The sequence below is a fragment of the Aquimarina sp. 2-A2 genome, from assembly GCF_045505135.1.
In the GTDB taxonomy this organism is placed as follows: domain Bacteria; phylum Bacteroidota; class Bacteroidia; order Flavobacteriales; family Flavobacteriaceae; genus Aquimarina; species Aquimarina intermedia.
The window spans coordinates 237,105-253,506 of the sequence record NZ_JBJKFI010000004.1 but is presented as its reverse complement, the minus strand read 5'-3'; the positions used below and the strand labels follow the sequence as shown (position 1 = coordinate 253,506).

The 16,402-nt window shown below is 33.2% G+C and carries 19 protein-coding genes; 15 read left to right on the top strand and 4 right to left on the bottom strand.

Features of this window, described 5'->3' with window-relative positions; genetic code table 11:
* Nucleotides 1-3 precede the first annotated feature (3 nt).
* On the top strand, nt 4-147 hold the full coding sequence (locus ACJRPK_RS11870) for a hypothetical protein (RefSeq protein WP_407140165.1): 144 nt from the start codon (nt 4-6) through the stop codon (nt 145-147).
* A 60-nt stretch (nt 148-207) separates the two neighbouring features.
* On the opposite strand, the gene ACJRPK_RS11865 is transcribed toward ACJRPK_RS11870, so the two are convergent.
* A complete protein-coding gene (locus ACJRPK_RS11865; RefSeq protein WP_170251913.1) occupies nt 208-351 on the bottom strand; it encodes a hypothetical protein in 144 nt (47 codons plus the stop codon).
* Nucleotides 352-695: 344 nt separating this feature from the next.
* On the opposite strand from ACJRPK_RS11865, the gene ACJRPK_RS11860 reads away from it, so the two are divergent.
* The 6 genes from ACJRPK_RS11860 (at nt 696) to ACJRPK_RS11835 (ending at nt 6,253) form a co-directional block, all read left to right on the top strand.
* Nucleotides 696-887 carry a hypothetical protein gene (locus tag ACJRPK_RS11860; protein ID WP_407140163.1) on the top strand — a complete coding sequence of 64 codons (192 nt, stop codon included), beginning with the start codon at nt 696-698 and terminating at the stop codon, nt 885-887.
* An 84-nt stretch (nt 888-971) separates the two neighbouring features.
* The gene (locus ACJRPK_RS11855) at nt 972-1,832 is read left to right on the top strand and encodes a glycosyltransferase family 2 protein (RefSeq protein WP_407140161.1); all 861 of its coding nucleotides are present in this window, start codon (nt 972-974) and stop codon (nt 1,830-1,832) included.
* 13 nt (nt 1,833-1,845) lie between these two features.
* Nucleotides 1,846-3,423, top strand: a complete 1,578-nt coding sequence (locus ACJRPK_RS11850; protein ID WP_407140159.1) for a DUF4301 family protein — start codon at nt 1,846-1,848, stop codon at nt 3,421-3,423.
* A 24-nt stretch (nt 3,424-3,447) separates the two neighbouring features.
* A complete protein-coding gene (locus ACJRPK_RS11845) occupies nt 3,448-3,969 on the top strand; it encodes a DUF421 domain-containing protein (RefSeq protein ID WP_407140158.1) in 522 nt (173 codons plus the stop codon).
* Between the two features lie 80 nt (nt 3,970-4,049).
* Nucleotides 4,050-4,733 (top strand): haloacid dehalogenase type II, encoded by a 684-nt coding sequence (locus ACJRPK_RS11840; RefSeq protein ID WP_407140156.1) that lies wholly within the window; start codon nt 4,050-4,052, stop codon nt 4,731-4,733.
* Between the two features lie 143 nt (nt 4,734-4,876).
* Nucleotides 4,877-6,253 carry an exonuclease domain-containing protein gene (locus tag ACJRPK_RS11835; protein ID WP_407140154.1) on the top strand — a complete coding sequence of 459 codons (1,377 nt, stop codon included), beginning with the start codon at nt 4,877-4,879 and terminating at the stop codon, nt 6,251-6,253.
* A gap of 25 nt (nt 6,254-6,278) precedes the next feature.
* Here ACJRPK_RS11835 and ACJRPK_RS11830 read toward each other — a convergent pair whose 3' ends face one another.
* On the bottom strand, nt 6,279-6,659 hold the full coding sequence (locus tag ACJRPK_RS11830; RefSeq protein WP_407140152.1) for a hypothetical protein: 381 nt from the start codon (nt 6,657-6,659) through the stop codon (nt 6,279-6,281).
* A 76-nt stretch (nt 6,660-6,735) separates the two neighbouring features.
* On the opposite strand from ACJRPK_RS11830, the gene ACJRPK_RS11825 reads away from it, so the two are divergent.
* Nucleotides 6,736-7,866 carry a tyrosine-type recombinase/integrase gene (locus ACJRPK_RS11825; protein ID WP_407140150.1) on the top strand — a complete coding sequence of 377 codons (1,131 nt, stop codon included), beginning with the start codon at nt 6,736-6,738 and terminating at the stop codon, nt 7,864-7,866.
* A 49-nt stretch (nt 7,867-7,915) separates the two neighbouring features.
* Here ACJRPK_RS11825 and ACJRPK_RS11820 read toward each other — a convergent pair whose 3' ends face one another.
* Complete coding sequence (locus ACJRPK_RS11820) at nt 7,916-8,605, bottom strand: RloB family protein (RefSeq protein WP_407140148.1); 690 nt, start codon at nt 8,603-8,605, stop codon at nt 7,916-7,918.
* The gene (locus ACJRPK_RS11815; protein ID WP_407140146.1) at nt 8,598-9,869 is read right to left on the bottom strand and encodes an AAA family ATPase; all 1,272 of its coding nucleotides are present in this window, start codon (nt 9,867-9,869) and stop codon (nt 8,598-8,600) included. Before ACJRPK_RS11815 ends, ACJRPK_RS11820 begins: the two co-directional genes overlap by 8 nt.
* A gap of 243 nt (nt 9,870-10,112) precedes the next feature.
* Between ACJRPK_RS11815 and ACJRPK_RS11810 the strand changes: the two genes are divergently transcribed.
* From ACJRPK_RS11810 to ACJRPK_RS11780, 7 genes are all read left to right on the top strand, one after another.
* Nucleotides 10,113-10,583: a VOC family protein gene (locus ACJRPK_RS11810; RefSeq protein ID WP_407140144.1), complete on the top strand. Its 471-nt coding sequence runs from the start codon at nt 10,113-10,115 to the stop codon at nt 10,581-10,583.
* A 539-nt stretch (nt 10,584-11,122) separates the two neighbouring features.
* Complete coding sequence (locus ACJRPK_RS11805; RefSeq protein WP_407140142.1) at nt 11,123-11,884, top strand: YARHG domain-containing protein; 762 nt, start codon at nt 11,123-11,125, stop codon at nt 11,882-11,884.
* Nucleotides 11,885-12,311: 427 nt separating this feature from the next.
* Nucleotides 12,312-12,446, top strand: coding sequence for a group II intron maturase-specific domain-containing protein (locus ACJRPK_RS11800; RefSeq protein WP_407140256.1), 135 nt, complete (start codon nt 12,312-12,314; stop codon nt 12,444-12,446).
* Nucleotides 12,447-12,465: 19 nt separating this feature from the next.
* Nucleotides 12,466-12,642 (top strand): hypothetical protein, encoded by a 177-nt coding sequence (locus ACJRPK_RS11795; RefSeq protein WP_407140136.1) that lies wholly within the window; start codon nt 12,466-12,468, stop codon nt 12,640-12,642.
* A gap of 21 nt (nt 12,643-12,663) precedes the next feature.
* Complete coding sequence (locus ACJRPK_RS11790) at nt 12,664-13,521, top strand: lysozyme inhibitor LprI family protein (protein WP_407140141.1); 858 nt, start codon at nt 12,664-12,666, stop codon at nt 13,519-13,521.
* A 720-nt stretch (nt 13,522-14,241) separates the two neighbouring features.
* Complete coding sequence (locus tag ACJRPK_RS11785; protein ID WP_407140140.1) at nt 14,242-14,787, top strand: helix-turn-helix domain-containing protein; 546 nt, start codon at nt 14,242-14,244, stop codon at nt 14,785-14,787.
* 118 nt (nt 14,788-14,905) lie between these two features.
* On the top strand, nt 14,906-16,030 hold the full coding sequence (locus tag ACJRPK_RS11780) for a nuclear transport factor 2 family protein (RefSeq protein WP_407140138.1): 1,125 nt from the start codon (nt 14,906-14,908) through the stop codon (nt 16,028-16,030).
* The last annotated feature ends 372 nt before the right edge of the window (nt 16,031-16,402 follow it).

Below are 16,402 nucleotides of genomic sequence, written 5' to 3'. Positions count from 1 at the left end.
ATCATGGAAAAGGATAAACAAAACGAAGATTCCGGAAAATTAAAAAGCAGGAATCCCAAAAAAGAGAAAGGACCACAAAAGGATAATCATGCGAATCAGTATGGGGAACAACGTGGCAATGATAGAAGAAGAGTCGACGAAGATTAAAAGAATCTTAAATGAAGCTAAAAAAAAGCCTGAGTACTAATAACTCAGGCTTTTTAGTGCTTACGCATTGTCTCGGGGTTGATGTTGTTCTTTGCGTTGTTTTTCCTGATGATTAATCTTTTTACCTTGAGTTTCATCAAGATTAATAGCTTGTTCTTTTTTACTTTGTTTTTCTTGTGCTAGTTTTTTCTCTGAAGTATCCATATCTGATTTTTTAAAGTTACTCTAAAATATAAAGTAAATAAAAGTCTGCATAGCATCTTATAACTGTTTAACAAGCACATGTTAAGGCTTTGTGATTTGGCTGTGTTTCTTACAAAAAAAGCGTTAAAATAAGAAGAGTACTGAAACAAAGGTGAGACTGTAAGAATCGTTCAAAATCCCCGTACATGTTAAGAGATTTAAGTTAATCGTTAAAGTGTATTAAGATACTCCCAAAGTTGGGGGGCACGGGTATGAAATAACTAGGACAAGACTTACATTTAGGGTGTAAGGATATCAACTTGTTTGCATTTCTTACAATTTCACACAACTTAATACTTTAGACAATGAAAAACATACTTCAAACACAAGGGCTTACTATTATAAATACCATAAAGAGATTCTTTATGACCCTTATGCAAATTCCATCATTTTTCTCAACACTTATTCAACGAGAGAAAAAAATATCAGGGGATGCTACGCATTTACGTTTGCTTATCATGAACTCAAAAAATCAGAATATAGGCGCAGAGTGGTAAAGTGAATGTTCTAAAACATTTGCCTTTTACTGAAAACCTAATTAAGACCACTTCTGGTACGCTTCTATTAAAACCTTGTAGTTTATGAATAAATTTAGTGTAATAACTATATATCAAAATCAAAGAAAAGATTTGATGCACCTATTGGATGCTATTGAACAGGGAAATGAACATCCTGATGAGGTGGTCATTGTATGTATGAAGTGCGATGTAACGATAGAACAGTCATATTCATTTACTATTCGCTATGTTCCTTTTAATCCTAAGCAAACCGAAGGTCTTCCAATTTCTGAAGCACGCAATTTAGGGGTTGAAGCTGCCAGTTTTGAGAATTTAATATTTATAAATATTAAATGTATTCCCGAAGCTAATTTTATTGGTACAATGATTCGCCATGCTTTGCTGTATGAAGGTTTAATTATGGGAACGCCAAAATATATAACTCAAAAAATAGAATCAGATTTTGATATAGAGACTTTAGGGGAATCCAGTGTTTATCATCCTCAACGTCCCGAGGTATACGATATAAAACAAGAGTTTAATTATCAATTGTTCTGGAGTCTATGTTTTACAATCAGTAAGACACAGTATACTATTTTAAACGGCTTTGATACCAGATTTTCCGGCTATGGGGCAGAGGACTTGGATTTTGCGTTTAAAGCAAGAGAATTAAATTGTCCTTTTTATCTTAACGATGCGATTGTGTATCATCAGCAATATGCATTCTATGCCTTACCGTTAAACAATTTTGATTACGTAATCAAGAACTCGGATTTGTTTTATGAAAAATGGGGAGAGTGGCCAATGGATAGCACCTTAGAAAAATTTACTCAGCTAGAATTGATAGATTGGAAATGTGATCAGAAGAAACCAATTACTATTCGTAAAAAACCATCTATACATTTAATACAAGAGCATACCTTAAAGGGTCAAACTCAAATGTAAATTAGAATAAATAATGAAAACAGCTGCCTTTACCAACAAAAGGAAGTATACGTTTGATAAACGAGATTACATCCAGTTTAGATTACGAAAAATAACTCCGGAGATTGTAGAAAACCAACTTGTAACCCTAAAACGTCCCAGAGAGTACACTAAAGTTGTGAAACCGGTAACTTTGAAGGATGGGATTATAAAATGGAACGCTAAGGAAAGAAAACGGTTACTAAGTGTTTTTAAAGAACACGCGGATACGTTGACCTATTGTCATTTTATACCGGCATCGGGAGCAGGTTCCAGAATGCTTCAGGATCTCACCACCTTTTTAAATGACTTCAAACCGGGCGAAGAGAGTTTTAGCAGCTATATAAATAGAACGAAGCAATTTGAACTCTCTGTATTTTTCAGAAAAATTAAAAAATTTCCTTTTTACAAAAAATTAAAGGCCACTTTGAAGCATCTCGAGTTGCATACCTTAGATAAGGATGAGCGCAAATTGATGATTGCAAAAACATTATTATACGATCCAAACTTCAAATTTTTAGCTTTACCCAAAGGACTACTCCCGTTTCATAAAGGTAGAAGAGGAGAAGTGCTGACAGCCTTTGATGAGCAGCTTCGACAGTTTGTAGACTTTAGTGACAGCTTCCAACAAGCTGAAATGCATTTTACCACATTAAAATCGGCACAGACGCATTTTAACACGGCATTGAGTACAGCACATTCAAATCTTAAAAAGCTTACACAGAACAACCTGTCCATTAGTTTTTCGCATCAGTCTGAGCAAACGGATACCGTGAGTTTGACCAAGGAGCATACGCTGGTAAGAGACGGTCAGGGCAAAGTATTGTTTAGACCTGCGGGTCATGGCGTTTTGCTTTCTAATTTGAATACGTTATCTCAGGATATTATTTTTATTTCCAACATCGATAATATAGCCAAACATAAAATTCAGAAACAGGTTGCCGATTTCAGGAAACTTATGATTGGTAATCTAATTGCTACGCAGCATTATATTTTTGAGATTCTGCCAAAACTTAAGGAGGCAGCACTGTCAACTGCACAGCTTGATGAGGCAATAAACTTTCTTAAAACCACCTTGCATTTAAAACTTGCCATAAATTTTGAAAAACGCTCAAAAGCAGAGCGATGTAAAATTTTATTTGGGATTTTGAACCGCCCGCTTCGTATCTGTGCCGTGGTAAAAAATACCGGACAGCCAGGCGGAGGACCATTTTGGGTAGAAGATGGCAAAGGAAATATTTCTATGCAGATTGTGGAAAAAGCCGAGATCGATTTAACGGATTCTAAACAACAATTACAAATTGACGCTGCCACTCATTTTAATCCAGTGGAAATTTGCTGTGGCATAAAGGATTATGAAGGGAATACCTTTAATCTGAACGAATTTTGTAAAGACGGAGAAGGGATGATCAGTCAAAAAACATATAACGGCATGCCAATTACTATCTTAGAACGACCGGGATTATGGAATGGGAGTATGCAGCATTGGAATACACTATTTGTCGAGATGAAACCATCGCTCTTTAATCCGGTAAAGACAATTAATGATTTATTAAAGAAAGCACATCAGTAAAAGTTTAAAAATTAATAAAAGTAAATGGAGTGGATTTTGAATTCAGAGTTGAACGTTCTTACCTTGTTGGGTAGTGTACTGGGGATATATCTAGGAATTATTGGTATCACGCGGATTGCCGGGTTGCGAACTTTTGCCAAAATGACAAGTTTTGATTTTGCTTCTACTATTGCGATTGGTTCTATAATCGCATCGGTGATTATGAATACTAACCAATCATTAGTCAAAGGTCTTATCGCTTTGGCAGCAATGGTGAGTTTTCAAGTGGTATTCTCATTTTTAATTCGAAAATCCAAAACCACACAAAAGATAGCGACTAATACTCCCTTATTTTTAGCTAAAAATGGCGAAATTTTATACGACAATTTAGCGAAATCAAATGTTTCAAAAAGCGATCTCATAGCCAAATTGCGAGAGGCTAACGTAATCCAGATGTCCGAAGTAAAGGCAGTAGTACTCGAATCCACAGGAGATGTATCCGTTCTACATACTAAAAGTGATGATTCCGTTGACTCAATACTGCTGGAAGGAGTAAGAGATACCTAAGCATTTCTAGTATAACTAGTCTTGCTCGTATAAATACTACTACTACTGAAGGATGCAGCACAAGAATTAATTAAAATTATATGAAAAAGCTTCCTAAAATATTAATTTTTGATGTTAACGAAACCTTACTGGATCTTTCAAAGCTCAAAACTCAGGTAAATAAAGCGCTGGGTAGTGATACCGCTTTTGACCTGTGGTTTTCTACCTTACTACATTATTCATTAGTTGAGAACGCAACAGGGATCTATAAAGATTTTGGAGCGGTGGGGAAAAATACGTTGAGGATGGTTTCAAAAAACCTACATAATCTTCTTGATGATGCCAGCATTGATACTATCCTTTCGAACATTACTAATTTATCACCACACCCCGAAGTTAAAGCATCCTTACAAATACTCAAAGATAGCGGGTTCATCCTGATAGCTTTGACCAACGGCGGACAAAAAACAGTTGAAGCACAGCTTGAGTATGCGGAATTGACCGCTTTTTTTGATAAAATTATTAGCGTTGAGCAGCTCAAAAAATTCAAACCTTATCCAAATACATATCAATATGTACTGGATCTTTATTCATGTACCCCTGAGGAGGCACTTTTAATTGCAGCACATGGTTGGGATATTTATGGAGCACAAATGGCTGGTTTACAAACCGGTTTTATCGCACGTCCCGGCAAAAATATATATGATATATCCACAGCACCGGAATATGTAGAAGAGGATTTGGCAGCCTTAACCAAGCGGTTGACTAGCCAAAAGGAGTCGTGAACCACTAACTGCAATAGTTATCTGATTCCTTCAGTCGTATCTTACCACCACCAAATTACCTTTTCGAAAAGGAAAAAATCCTAAAAATAGGAATAATTCCAAATTTTAAGTTTAATTTTGCACAAGCTTGAAAAAGTAAGATTATGGAGCAACGCTACGCTGTCATTGATGTAGAGACCACGGGAAAAGGAATTAACGGGAATCGTATTACCGAAATTTGCATTGTACTTCTTGAAGGGAAGGTTATACTTGATAAATATACCACACTGGTGAACCCTGATCAGCACATTCCCAATTATATTACGGGATTAACGGGGATCGATAATGATTTGGTACATGACGCTCCGGCCTTTGACGAGATTGCAGCGCGTATTTTGGAGATTACCGAGGGAGCAATTTTTGTCGCGCATAATGTCTCCTTTGATTATAATGTTGTACGGAATGAGTTTAAGGCAATCGGTCATAATTTTGTACGAAAGAAGTTGTGTACGGTGCGGCTTTCACGTAAAATATTTCCCGGATTGTATTCCTATAGTTTGGGTAACTTATGTACTTCGCTTAACATACATTTAAAGAACAGGCATCGGGCAGAGGGGGATACGGATGCTACCGTCGTCCTGTTTCAAAAAATTTTAGAGGAAGATCCAGATCTTAGTATCATTAATAGTTTTTTGAATATCCGATCCAAGCAAGCTACGTTACCACCACATTTAAAAGCGGAGCAGATTGAAGCGTTACCTGCATCTCCGGGGATTTATCTTTTTAAGGATCAGAAAGAGAAGATTATTTATGCCGGTAAGGCGAAGAATATCAAGCAACGCGTTATCAGTCATTTTTATGATAAGAAAAATAAAGAGTATTTATTAGGTCAAAAAACCCACACGATTGATTATGAAGTTACCGGTAATGAACTAATTGCCTTGTTGCTAGAGGCCGAAATGATACGAAAACATTATCCGGAATTTAATTCGGCTCAGAAAAAACCGATCGTTCCCTTTCATATCATCAGTTACACCAATCGCAGAGGCATTCTGCAACTCGCCATCGATCAATCCTACAGTGCTGATACGTCAATTGAGTTTTATTATTCTCGAGCCGATGCTGTGGCCGCTTTGGAGCAACTTTGTATTGCTTTCGATTTATGTCCCAGATATTGTAATTTGCAACAGAGTACAGCACGGTGTTCTCACTATAAGATTAAGTCCTGCAAAGGAGTCTGCAGCCAGGAAGAAGCCGTTGAAGCCTATAACGTACGCGTGCAAAAAGCTATGGAGAGTAGTTTGAGTAAAAAAATGAGCTATATCATCAAAGAAAAGGGGAGAACCGGTGACGAACAGAGTTTTGTGTTGGTTAAGGATGGTATTTATCGAGGATATGGTTTTATAGACGAGACCACTCAGGTAGCGCAAAGCGAGGATTTTGAGGAGATAGTTCGTCTGCAAACCCATACCTATCACACTTCAAAAATCATCACTAGTTATATTCGTAAGCGTGGGGATGAGGTTATGATTCCGTTATAAATGTATACTGCTAAGAAAATAACAGCTATGATATACTTTTGCGCTCCATATACGGTTGCCAGGTAATTAGGACATATTTATGTTGTAGGTCAAGAAATCCGTATTCATAGCAAAATAAATATACTTGATTCTTTTGGTTTTTCCAGTAATGCGTAAAATAGCCGGAATTGAATCCGGCTTCTAACAGTTTTTCTTTTCTTATTGTGGCGAGTCCGGCTTTATTATAAGCTTTTAGGATCTTTCTATTTATCTTAAGCTGACGGTCAATTTTTTGAAAGGTACTACTTTCTTTTTGCTTATTTATTTCATAGTGATAGGCAGATCGACAATAGGAAGAACAAAATTTTTTATCAGACCTTCCCTTAAGTTCGGTACTGCAATGTAAGCAAGCTACACTCATAGTCATTTAATTATACGTTTAATAGACGTATAAATATACGCTTAGTTTTCTTGGAAGTTTTCTTTTTTTTGACTTTTACACGATGCAGGCTCCCTATAAAAGTATTACACTAAAGAATTTATGGATTGATAATCAGAAGCAGATAGGTTTACAATGCAATACAGATACCGTCTTGGATGCAGTAATACAAACACTATCCAGTCCGAAGTGGAGTACCACCTACGGAATGATGTACATTGAGTATACCAAAGAAAATCTGGATCAGATTTTTGATAAGTTCAGAGGGGTGGCATGGATAAACGGGACTACTTTTTTTAAGGAAAAAGTGATACGGGATAATCCACCAATGAATATAGATTGGTATCGGCAACGGACCCAATCGAATTCTTATGCCTATGTTCCAGAGGCATATCTTGTTAAACTTGAATTAAAACGCTATGCATTTAATACCTGTAAAACATATATTCATCATTTTGAGAAGTTTATAAATCATTATAAAAGGTATCCTATACAAGAACTATCAGAACAAGAGATACGTACCTATCTACAAACACTTATTCAACAGCACAGGTCTACTAGTTATGTTAATCAGGCTATTAATAGTATTAAATTCTACTATGAGGTTGTAATGGGTATGCCGAACCGTTTTTATAGTATCGAACGCCCCAGAAAAGAACAAAAGTTACCTAGTATCCTGGCTAAAGAGGATATTGTTACTATGATTGCGCTTACCAAGAATTTGAAGCATAAATGTATAATAAGCCTTCTATATTCGGCCGGTTTACGTAGGGGAGAGCTTCTAAATTTGAAAATAAAGGATATAGATAGTAGTACGATGTTAATCAAGGTACGACAAGCCAAAGGAAATAGGGATCGTTATACCGTACTTAATCGTGTGGTTCTCGAGGATCTCAGGATGTATTATAAGCAATACAAACCGGCAGAGTTTTTATTTGAAGCTTTGATACCGGGTAAAAAGTATAGTGCTGAGAGTGTACTAAAAGTAGTGGTACAAGCTGCCAAAAGAGCAAAGATTACTCAGTCAGTTCATCCACATATGTTACGACATAGTTTTGCGACACACCTCTTAGAGGAGGGCATCGATTTGCGACATATTCAGGTTTTGTTAGGACATAACTCAACCAAAACAACAGAAATTTATACCCATGTTGCCATCAAAAAGTTTAAAAACATAAAAGATTTGCTATTTTAGCTACTCACATAAAAGAAATATAGTTACCAAAGGTGATTATATAACAGTGTTAGCTGTCATGCTCAGTATACTCTAGTAACTTCTGAACTAATTTATAAACTTTCGTTGAAGGACATGACATCGCTTCAGAATTATCAACATGAAGTTCTTCTAATTGCTCTGCCCATTTAATAGCTTGTGCAACATTGCAATTATCAAACAAATACTTAACTACACTAATATCATTTTTCTGATATTTAAAACCAAGATTCTTCGAAAGAATTTTAATATAATCACTTCTATGTAACGCATTTTGTAAAAACTGAAAGTGTAATACATACCATAGTTCAAAAGACTGATTTGAATGACCACTATTCACATTGTTTTGAGAAGCTAATCTAATTGCTTCATGAAATCGGTCAGTAGGAAAATCATCTTTATCGTATACAGCCCAAACTTCATCAAAATTAGGTAATAATATATTCGCTTCTCTTTCTTCTTTTAATTTGATAGCTTTCTTAACAATATTAATAGTATTATCTCCCTCTCCAGTTATTTCAATTGTTTCCAATAATTGTCTAGGAAGTAAATCCTTGAAATAATTAAAATATTCAGGTTCAGTCCTCTCTCCTTCACAAACAATTAAGAAATATTCTCTTTCTTTAATTTTGTCTACAGGTTTCGCTTCATTAATAGAATCCTCCTTTAACTGTTTTAAGAAGTCACTAAATGATTCTTTTTGGTGTTTTTTCTTAGCCATTTATTAGTAAACTTTCTAAATCATCAATAAAAGGAATTCCACCATATTTACCTTCCAAATACTTTTTATCAAAAGGAGTTTCTTTCCTTGGTTTAAATTCAACTAAAGAAGTAGCCTTAGTCTCTCCTCTAACATTTTTTTCAATAAAATAAACCTGATCTCTCCTTAACAAATCTCCATCTATTAAAGCTGTATCATGACTTGCAACAAGTAATTGAGCTTTTGTCTTTATTTTTCCAGAATTAAATAATTTTATTATAGCCTTAGATAGAAGGGAGTGTAACCTAGCATCAAATTCGTCAATTATCACCAACCTATCTTCTAATAAAGCTGTAATTAGTAATCCTATCAAGTTAAAATATTTTTTTGTTCCTTCAGATTCTGCTTTATCCATTATAAATGACTCCGTCTCAACAAACTCATCATTATCATTATATTTATTATGTCCAGTTATTACAGTGGTTGGACTTCGTCTCTTCAACTCTTCTTTAAATCTGTCTCTTAACTCTTCAGGAATATTTTCTTTAATATCTTCAAATTTAATAGGTATATCAACAACGTCAACACTATCTATTCCTAAATCTGCTTTTTGCATAAACTTATTGACAATCTTAGTGTATTTTTTATCGTTTAATAAATCGATTGTTAATTGACGATAATCTTTATCATTTATACCATGAATATTAAAAATACTTTCAATCCAGCCATCAATTTCTTGAGCTTTTTTAACATTCCATTGAGAGGCAACAGATAGAAACAAAGCATTTTTTCTAGTCCTTTTATCTAAATCATTTGAGTTTTCAAATCTTTTAAAGTCAATATCAATTTCTTGTCCAATTCTTAAAAATAATGGATACTCTTTAGTTACCTTTACTTCTAAAAGCCACTCTTTGTGTACCATCTGTCTATCAGCCTCGAAACCGTATCTATATTTTGCTTTTCCAATAAAAAAAGACATTTCAAAATAACTTGGTTTGTTAATTGTTGATTCCAATAAACGAAAAGGTTCTACATCAATATCTTGATTACTATTCTTTTCGGTTGCAGAATTATTAATAAACCATTTAAAATAATCTAATGCATCTAATATTTTTGATTTTCCACTAGCATTATGACCATAAAGCAAAATTGATTTTAATAACGAAGTCTTTCCATTATTAACAATATTTGATTCAGAATGTTCACCAATTGAACTTGAATTAAAGTTCAATGTTAAAGGCTTATTTATGGATTTATAATTACCTACTTTAAAATAAACAATCATTTTTTTTAGTTTTATGCGGATTTTCTACAAATTTACAAATAAAAAAGGCTATTCGAGTTAAATAAAAGTGAAATATAACATTAAACTGCACGAACAGCTAACACCGTGTATAATTAATGGCTAGTTCAGGCTTGCTTACGAAAATCCTCGCGAATTTTCTATTCGATTTTTATTTGCTAAATTAGGTGCTTAAACACGCCACTAATCATACACAATTCCGTTAGGTGCAATTAAAACCAATCAATGAAAACAAGAATTATAATCGGAATTCTGTTATTATTTACTCAATTTGGATACTGTCAAATCTCTTCTAAATCGGAAAACAAAAAAACGGAAATGGGAAAAACACAATTTCTTGGATTAAGAACTACAATCTACAAAGTCGGAGACATAACAAATGCAAAAAAATGGTATTCTAAAGCATTTGGTATTGAACCCTACTTTGACCAACCTTTTTATGTCGGATTTAATATTGGTGGATTTGAACTCGGACTTCAGCCTGAAAAGGAACCAATTGAAAATAAAACTGAAAATGTTGTTACATATTGGGGAGTGAATGACATTAATGAAACTTACAAAAAACTGATTGAACTAGGAGCAATCGAAAATGAAAAACCGTATAATGTAGGTGGAGAAATAATGACTGCGACAGTAAAAGACCCTTTTGGAAATATTATCGGAATAATTTATAACCCTGAATTTAAACTGAAATAATAAAATAACAGCACCTAACATTGTATCCTATGTAAAGCCTTTTTCTAAGTCATAGTCTAAAAATACGATATTTTATTATTTTAATTATCTCATAATAATGATTTTATATGGTTGGATTGTTGGCAACGCCATTAAAGCGTTGTCAATATTTCAACGATAGCCTTTTAGTAAATCTGGATCCATGCGATTTATAAGGATCTTTCTAAAGAAATATGCCTTCCTCTCTTTCGTGCCTCATTCGTCGGGGGCAAGAGCATCATTATGATTGGCAAACAAGGCAACTTGCTATAAAATCTGATAACCTATAGTTGGATTTCACTTACGATGTTTAGTTGTCCTCTTTCTGTGCCAAAAGTTTTTTTGAGTTTTTAGGCTTATATGTCATAGCTGGTTTTGGTGATGGATTTGATGGTTCTTGTATATTTGCTTTGGCGCAAGGATTTTATGATTAGAAAATCACAAAATCAGCGCAGAAAAAGTCGATGGCAGGATAACATTTTGCTCTGCTACGACAGATAATTATTACATTACAAGTTATTATGACAAAAAAAATACCAATCCTATTTATATTATTCATATCCATTGTTTCTAACGCTCAAAAATTAGAAAATTGTTCTGAGTGTTCTTCAGTCAAACACTCTAAATCGGATATAATAAGTAATGAATTATTTGAGCTTCAATTATTGAGAAATGAAATTTTTGCAAGACACAATTATTCTTTCAAAAATCAAAGGCTAGAAGAGTATTTCTCTAATTGTAATTGGTATAAGCCAGATTATAAAAATCCAATAAAGGAAATAAAATTAAACCTCACAGAACAACACAATGTTGACCTCTTCAAAGCGAAAGAAGAGACAATTAAAAAAAATAGAACATTATTAATTTCTGAGTTAGAAAAATTAAAAACCGCAATAATAGAGAACGATGTTTCTTTCATAAATGCATTTCTCAATGGAGTTGTTAAAACTGTTGACAGGTCTTTTGGTTCAGCCTTATTAAATGCTATAGAAACTGTTCTTAATTCTATTGATATAAGCAATATAAATTGGCATAAAGGACAGGCAAAGTTTGAAATATTGACTGATAATGGTTTTTCGGTTTCTTCGCAAGGAATATATATTAAAGGTAATTCTGTGACAATAATGGTAACAGACCCTATGAAACATTCTGATTTGATGAAAAATGATGACGCTTTTGAATATCCTAGTGATTATTATTCTGAGGCTGAAAATACAAGTGGAGCTGAAATTGAATTTAAAAATGGTAAGTTGATTTTAATAAATCCGATTTTTGCTGGATAAAAACAACTTGTAATAACTAAGCATTCATGCGGTCGGTACGACCGAGCATGAAGGCCGTGTTGACTAAACCGGGTCGATACAAGTTAGTATGGGGATTGCTATATGTTTCTATAGAGCTAGATGATGTTGAAGATGTCCAACATACCTTGTTCCTGCGGGTTTATAAACATTTCTTTCTACTTGTTATAGAGGTTGTGATGATTTTATAACGCAATTGTATCCTCTTTTTGATATTTCTTTTGTTTTTGGACATAAGTATCCCGTTACCCTACAAGGGTGTTACTTTTTGGGATTATCCCTTAACAAAGAGAAGACCAAACTACTACATACGAATAAGAGTAGTTTATATTTTCTGGGTTTTGAGTTTCGTGTGATCCGATCCAAGTTCAGTTGGAACAAGAAAAATTATACCAATGTTCGTCCTAGTATGCGATCCCGAAGTAAGCTATTTGCTAAACTAGGGGAATTGTTCAACAAGCGACGCCATTGGAGTATAGCATGGATTGTTTGGAAACTGAATCAAACACTGATCGGATGGTTAAATTACTTTTTCGATAACTAAAACCACTCATATCTGGGAAATGGTGAAGATCATCAAGAAATATCTGGATTACAAGCTTTATAAATGGATGCGAGCAAAAGGAGGAAAAGCGCATCGGGTGCTCCGCCAGCGTCCCTATGACACCTTAGTTATATGTTATAAACTATTGGATATAGAAAAGTATGCTCGCTTGAAAACACTTTCGAAAGCGCAATGAAGAATGCTATAGGTAAGCCGTATGAGCGAAAAGTTCACGTACGGTTTGATGAAGGGGGGCACTGATAGTTCTAGAATATTTATATCTTTAACAGATACAAATGGGAGTAGGACTATCAGGCTCTACTCTACGCAACAAGTTGAAAAGACAATGAAAAACCTACTTACATTCATAATTCTGACATTTAGTTTAAGTTGTTTCTCGCAAACTCAAGCGGAAATGAATAAAGAAGCATCCGCAGAATTTAATAAGTCCGACAAAACATTGAATGATATATATAAAACCATATTATCTGAATATAAATCAGACACAATTTTTGTGGAAAACCTTAAAAAATCACAAAGACTTTGGATTCAATTTCGAGACGCTGAAATGGTAATGAAATTCCCGAATTACGTAGATAAAAGATATGGTTCAATTCATCCGATTTGTAAAGCTTTTTACTTGAAAGAACTAACCGACAAAAGAATTGAGACTTTAAAAGAGTGGGTTAGCGGCACTGAAGAGGGAGATGCTTGCAATGGTTCAGTAAAAATTATTGTAGAAATTGACTCTAAATATATGGGAAAAGCTTTTATCGAAAAAGATAATTCGATTTGGATGACAGCGAGTATGAGAAAAGACCACAGAATTTTTGGACACAAAAACAAAGACATCTATTCGGAAAAGATGATTTTATTATCAGTGTTTACCTATGAAGTGGAGAATAATCCTTTCAATTGTAAATATGGAGCATTTTATGACACAAATGGAATGAAAGATTTGGAATTGAAATATATCGCAACCGAAAATGAATTTTTGAAAATAGAAATAATAAAAAATGGAAAAACCATTGACAAAGTTTATATGCTTAAAAAATGGTTTGAATTTGAAAACTAAAAACCACTTGCCAACAATGGCAATAATTAATACGGATTTTGGTGCTTAACCCAAAGTTTATAGCTTTTAACCAAGTCCGCCAAATCTTTTGATTTGGCTTTAGAACAAAAAAAGATAAAACAAAATAAAAAGATTTGGCTAAGTGCTTAATCGGAAATTAATTACTTTTAATTTCCGTACTAACCATAGCCGAAGCCGTTAGCCACAAGCTAAAAAAATCAAGAAAACAAATTGAATTTAGATAACAAATTAATATTCTTCTTTAGTGCTTTAGGTGCTTTTAATAGTGTTGTATTAAGTATTTATTTTTTACTTTTTTCGAAGCCTATAAATAAATCTAATTTTTTTTTAGGTGGACTACTTGTAGTTTTGAGCATTCGAATATGGAAATCTTTATTTTTCTATTTTAATCCTCAACTCTCAAAAATATATTTACAAATTGGATTGTCTGCTTGTTTTTTTATTGGTCCTTTTTTATATTTCTATGTCAAGTCTAAAACCTCACAATCCGAGAAATCAAACAAGTCATTTTACTTCCAACTCTCTGTATTGCTTATAATTACTTTGAGTGTAGGTTTTTTATATCCATATCAAAAAAACATAGACCTTTGGGGTAATTATTTTTATAGCGTAATTAACTATCAATGGTTAACATATATTCTAGCATCCGCACTTTTATTAAAAACTACTTTTAGAAATATATTGACTAAAAATAAGAAATTGAACTATAATGAAGTCTGGACTTTAAGTGTATTTTTTGGCGTATTCATTATTTGGATAGCATATTATACAGCAAGTTACACGTCTTATATTTTAGGAGCATTTTTATTCTCTTTTCTGTTTTATTTATCAGGATTACTTCTTTTTTATAAAAGAAAAAAAGAGTTTATCATATCAAAAAAGAAAGAAAAGTATGCGAACCTTCAGATAGAAGAAGATGAAATAAACCGATTGTTAAGTAAACTTGAATCCACTTTAAAAGAACAAGAATTGTTTAAAAACCCTAATCTAACATTACCAATATTAGCAAAAAAGATTAATATTCGACCACAGTTATTATCGCAGTTATTAAATAATAATTTAAACAAAAGTTTTTCTCAATTTATCAATGAATATAGAATTGAAGAAGCTAAAATTCTTTTACAAACCGAAACAAATCTTAAAATAGAAATAATTGCTGAAAAATGTGGTTTCAACTCTAACAGTACGTTTTATACAGCCTTTAAAAAGGTAACAAACACAACACCAGCCAAATATATACAATAACAATTGGCATATTAAATTCCTAATTTATACAACAGGAGTTTTAGTATATAATTCTGCAATTATTTTAGAAGGTAGTCAGAGTATTATTGTTGCTTAATTCAATTAAACAATAATATTTATGAAACATTTTCTTTTAATAATCGGATTTCTAATCTTAAGCAATATAGTTGTTGCGCAAACTGAAGGATCTAAAATTGAAATTACAATTTTAAATTATGTAAATGGCACATCTTACAATCAACCTGAACTCATTGAAAAAGCATTTTACCCTCAAGCTAATTTATATCTAACAAAAAATAAGGACGAACTATGGACTGTTCCTATTTCTGAATATACGACTTGGTATACAAAGGCAACTTCTGGAAAATTTAATGGAAGAACTGGAAATATTTTATCAATAGAATATTTTAATAATATTGCGATGGCAAAGGCAGAAATAGTGGTACCTGCAAAGAATACAAGATATATAGATATGTTTTTGCTAAAAAAAATTAATAATGAATGGAAGATAATCAGCAAAAGTGCCGATAGCCAAAAAAGCAATGCTAATAGCAATAGAATTCTTTTCATTGTTTCAAATGCACACTACTATGGAGATTCTAAATTACCAACAGGAAATAGTTATTCGGAAATTGTAAATGCATATGATACTTTTAAAAAGGCAGGATACACAGTCGATTTTGTTAGTCCAAAAGGTGGTAGTATTCCTTTAGCATACATCAACACTACAGATTCTTTGCAAAAGAAATACTTGTATAATGCAGACTTTATGTATGCGCTAAAAAACACAAAAAATCCAAACCAAATAAACCCAAATCAATATAAAGCTGTACATTATATTGGTGGAGGAAGCGCTATGTTTGGAATACCTGAAAACAAAGCAATACAGAAAATAGCAATGACAATTTATGAAGAGAAAAAAGGAATTATATCATCTGTTTGTCACGGAACAGCTGGCATAGTTCATCTAAAAACAAAAGATGGACAATTTCTAGTTGCGGGCAAAACTATAAATGGGTATCCAGATGCATTTGAAAAAGAAGGTGCTGAATACTTGAAGCAATTTCCTTTTTTTATTACAAAAACTATTGAAGAACACGGAGGTATTTTTAAGTATTCACCTAGGAATTCTGTACACGTTGAAGTAGATGGCAATGTAATTACAGGACAAAATTATTTATCATCCAAATATGTTGCACTAAAAATAATCGAAAATTTAAATAATAGAATAAAGTCTAATTAGCGTCATTAACAGAATAATAAAGCCAGTGGCTAACAACTAAGCATTCATGTGGTACGACCGAGCATGAAGGCCGTGTTGACTAAACTGGGTCTATACAGGTTAGTATGGGATTGCTATATGTTTCTATAGAGCTAGATGATGTTGAAGATGTCCAACATACCTTGTTCCTGCGGGTTTATAAACATTTCTTTCTACTTGTTATAGAGGTTGTGATGATTTTATAACGCAATTGTATCCTCTTTTTGATATTTCTTTTGTTTTTGGACATAAGTATCCCGTTACCCTACAAGGGTGTTACTTTTTGGGATTATCCCTTAACAAAGAGAAGACCAAACTACTACATACGAATAAGAGTAGTTTATATTTTCTGGG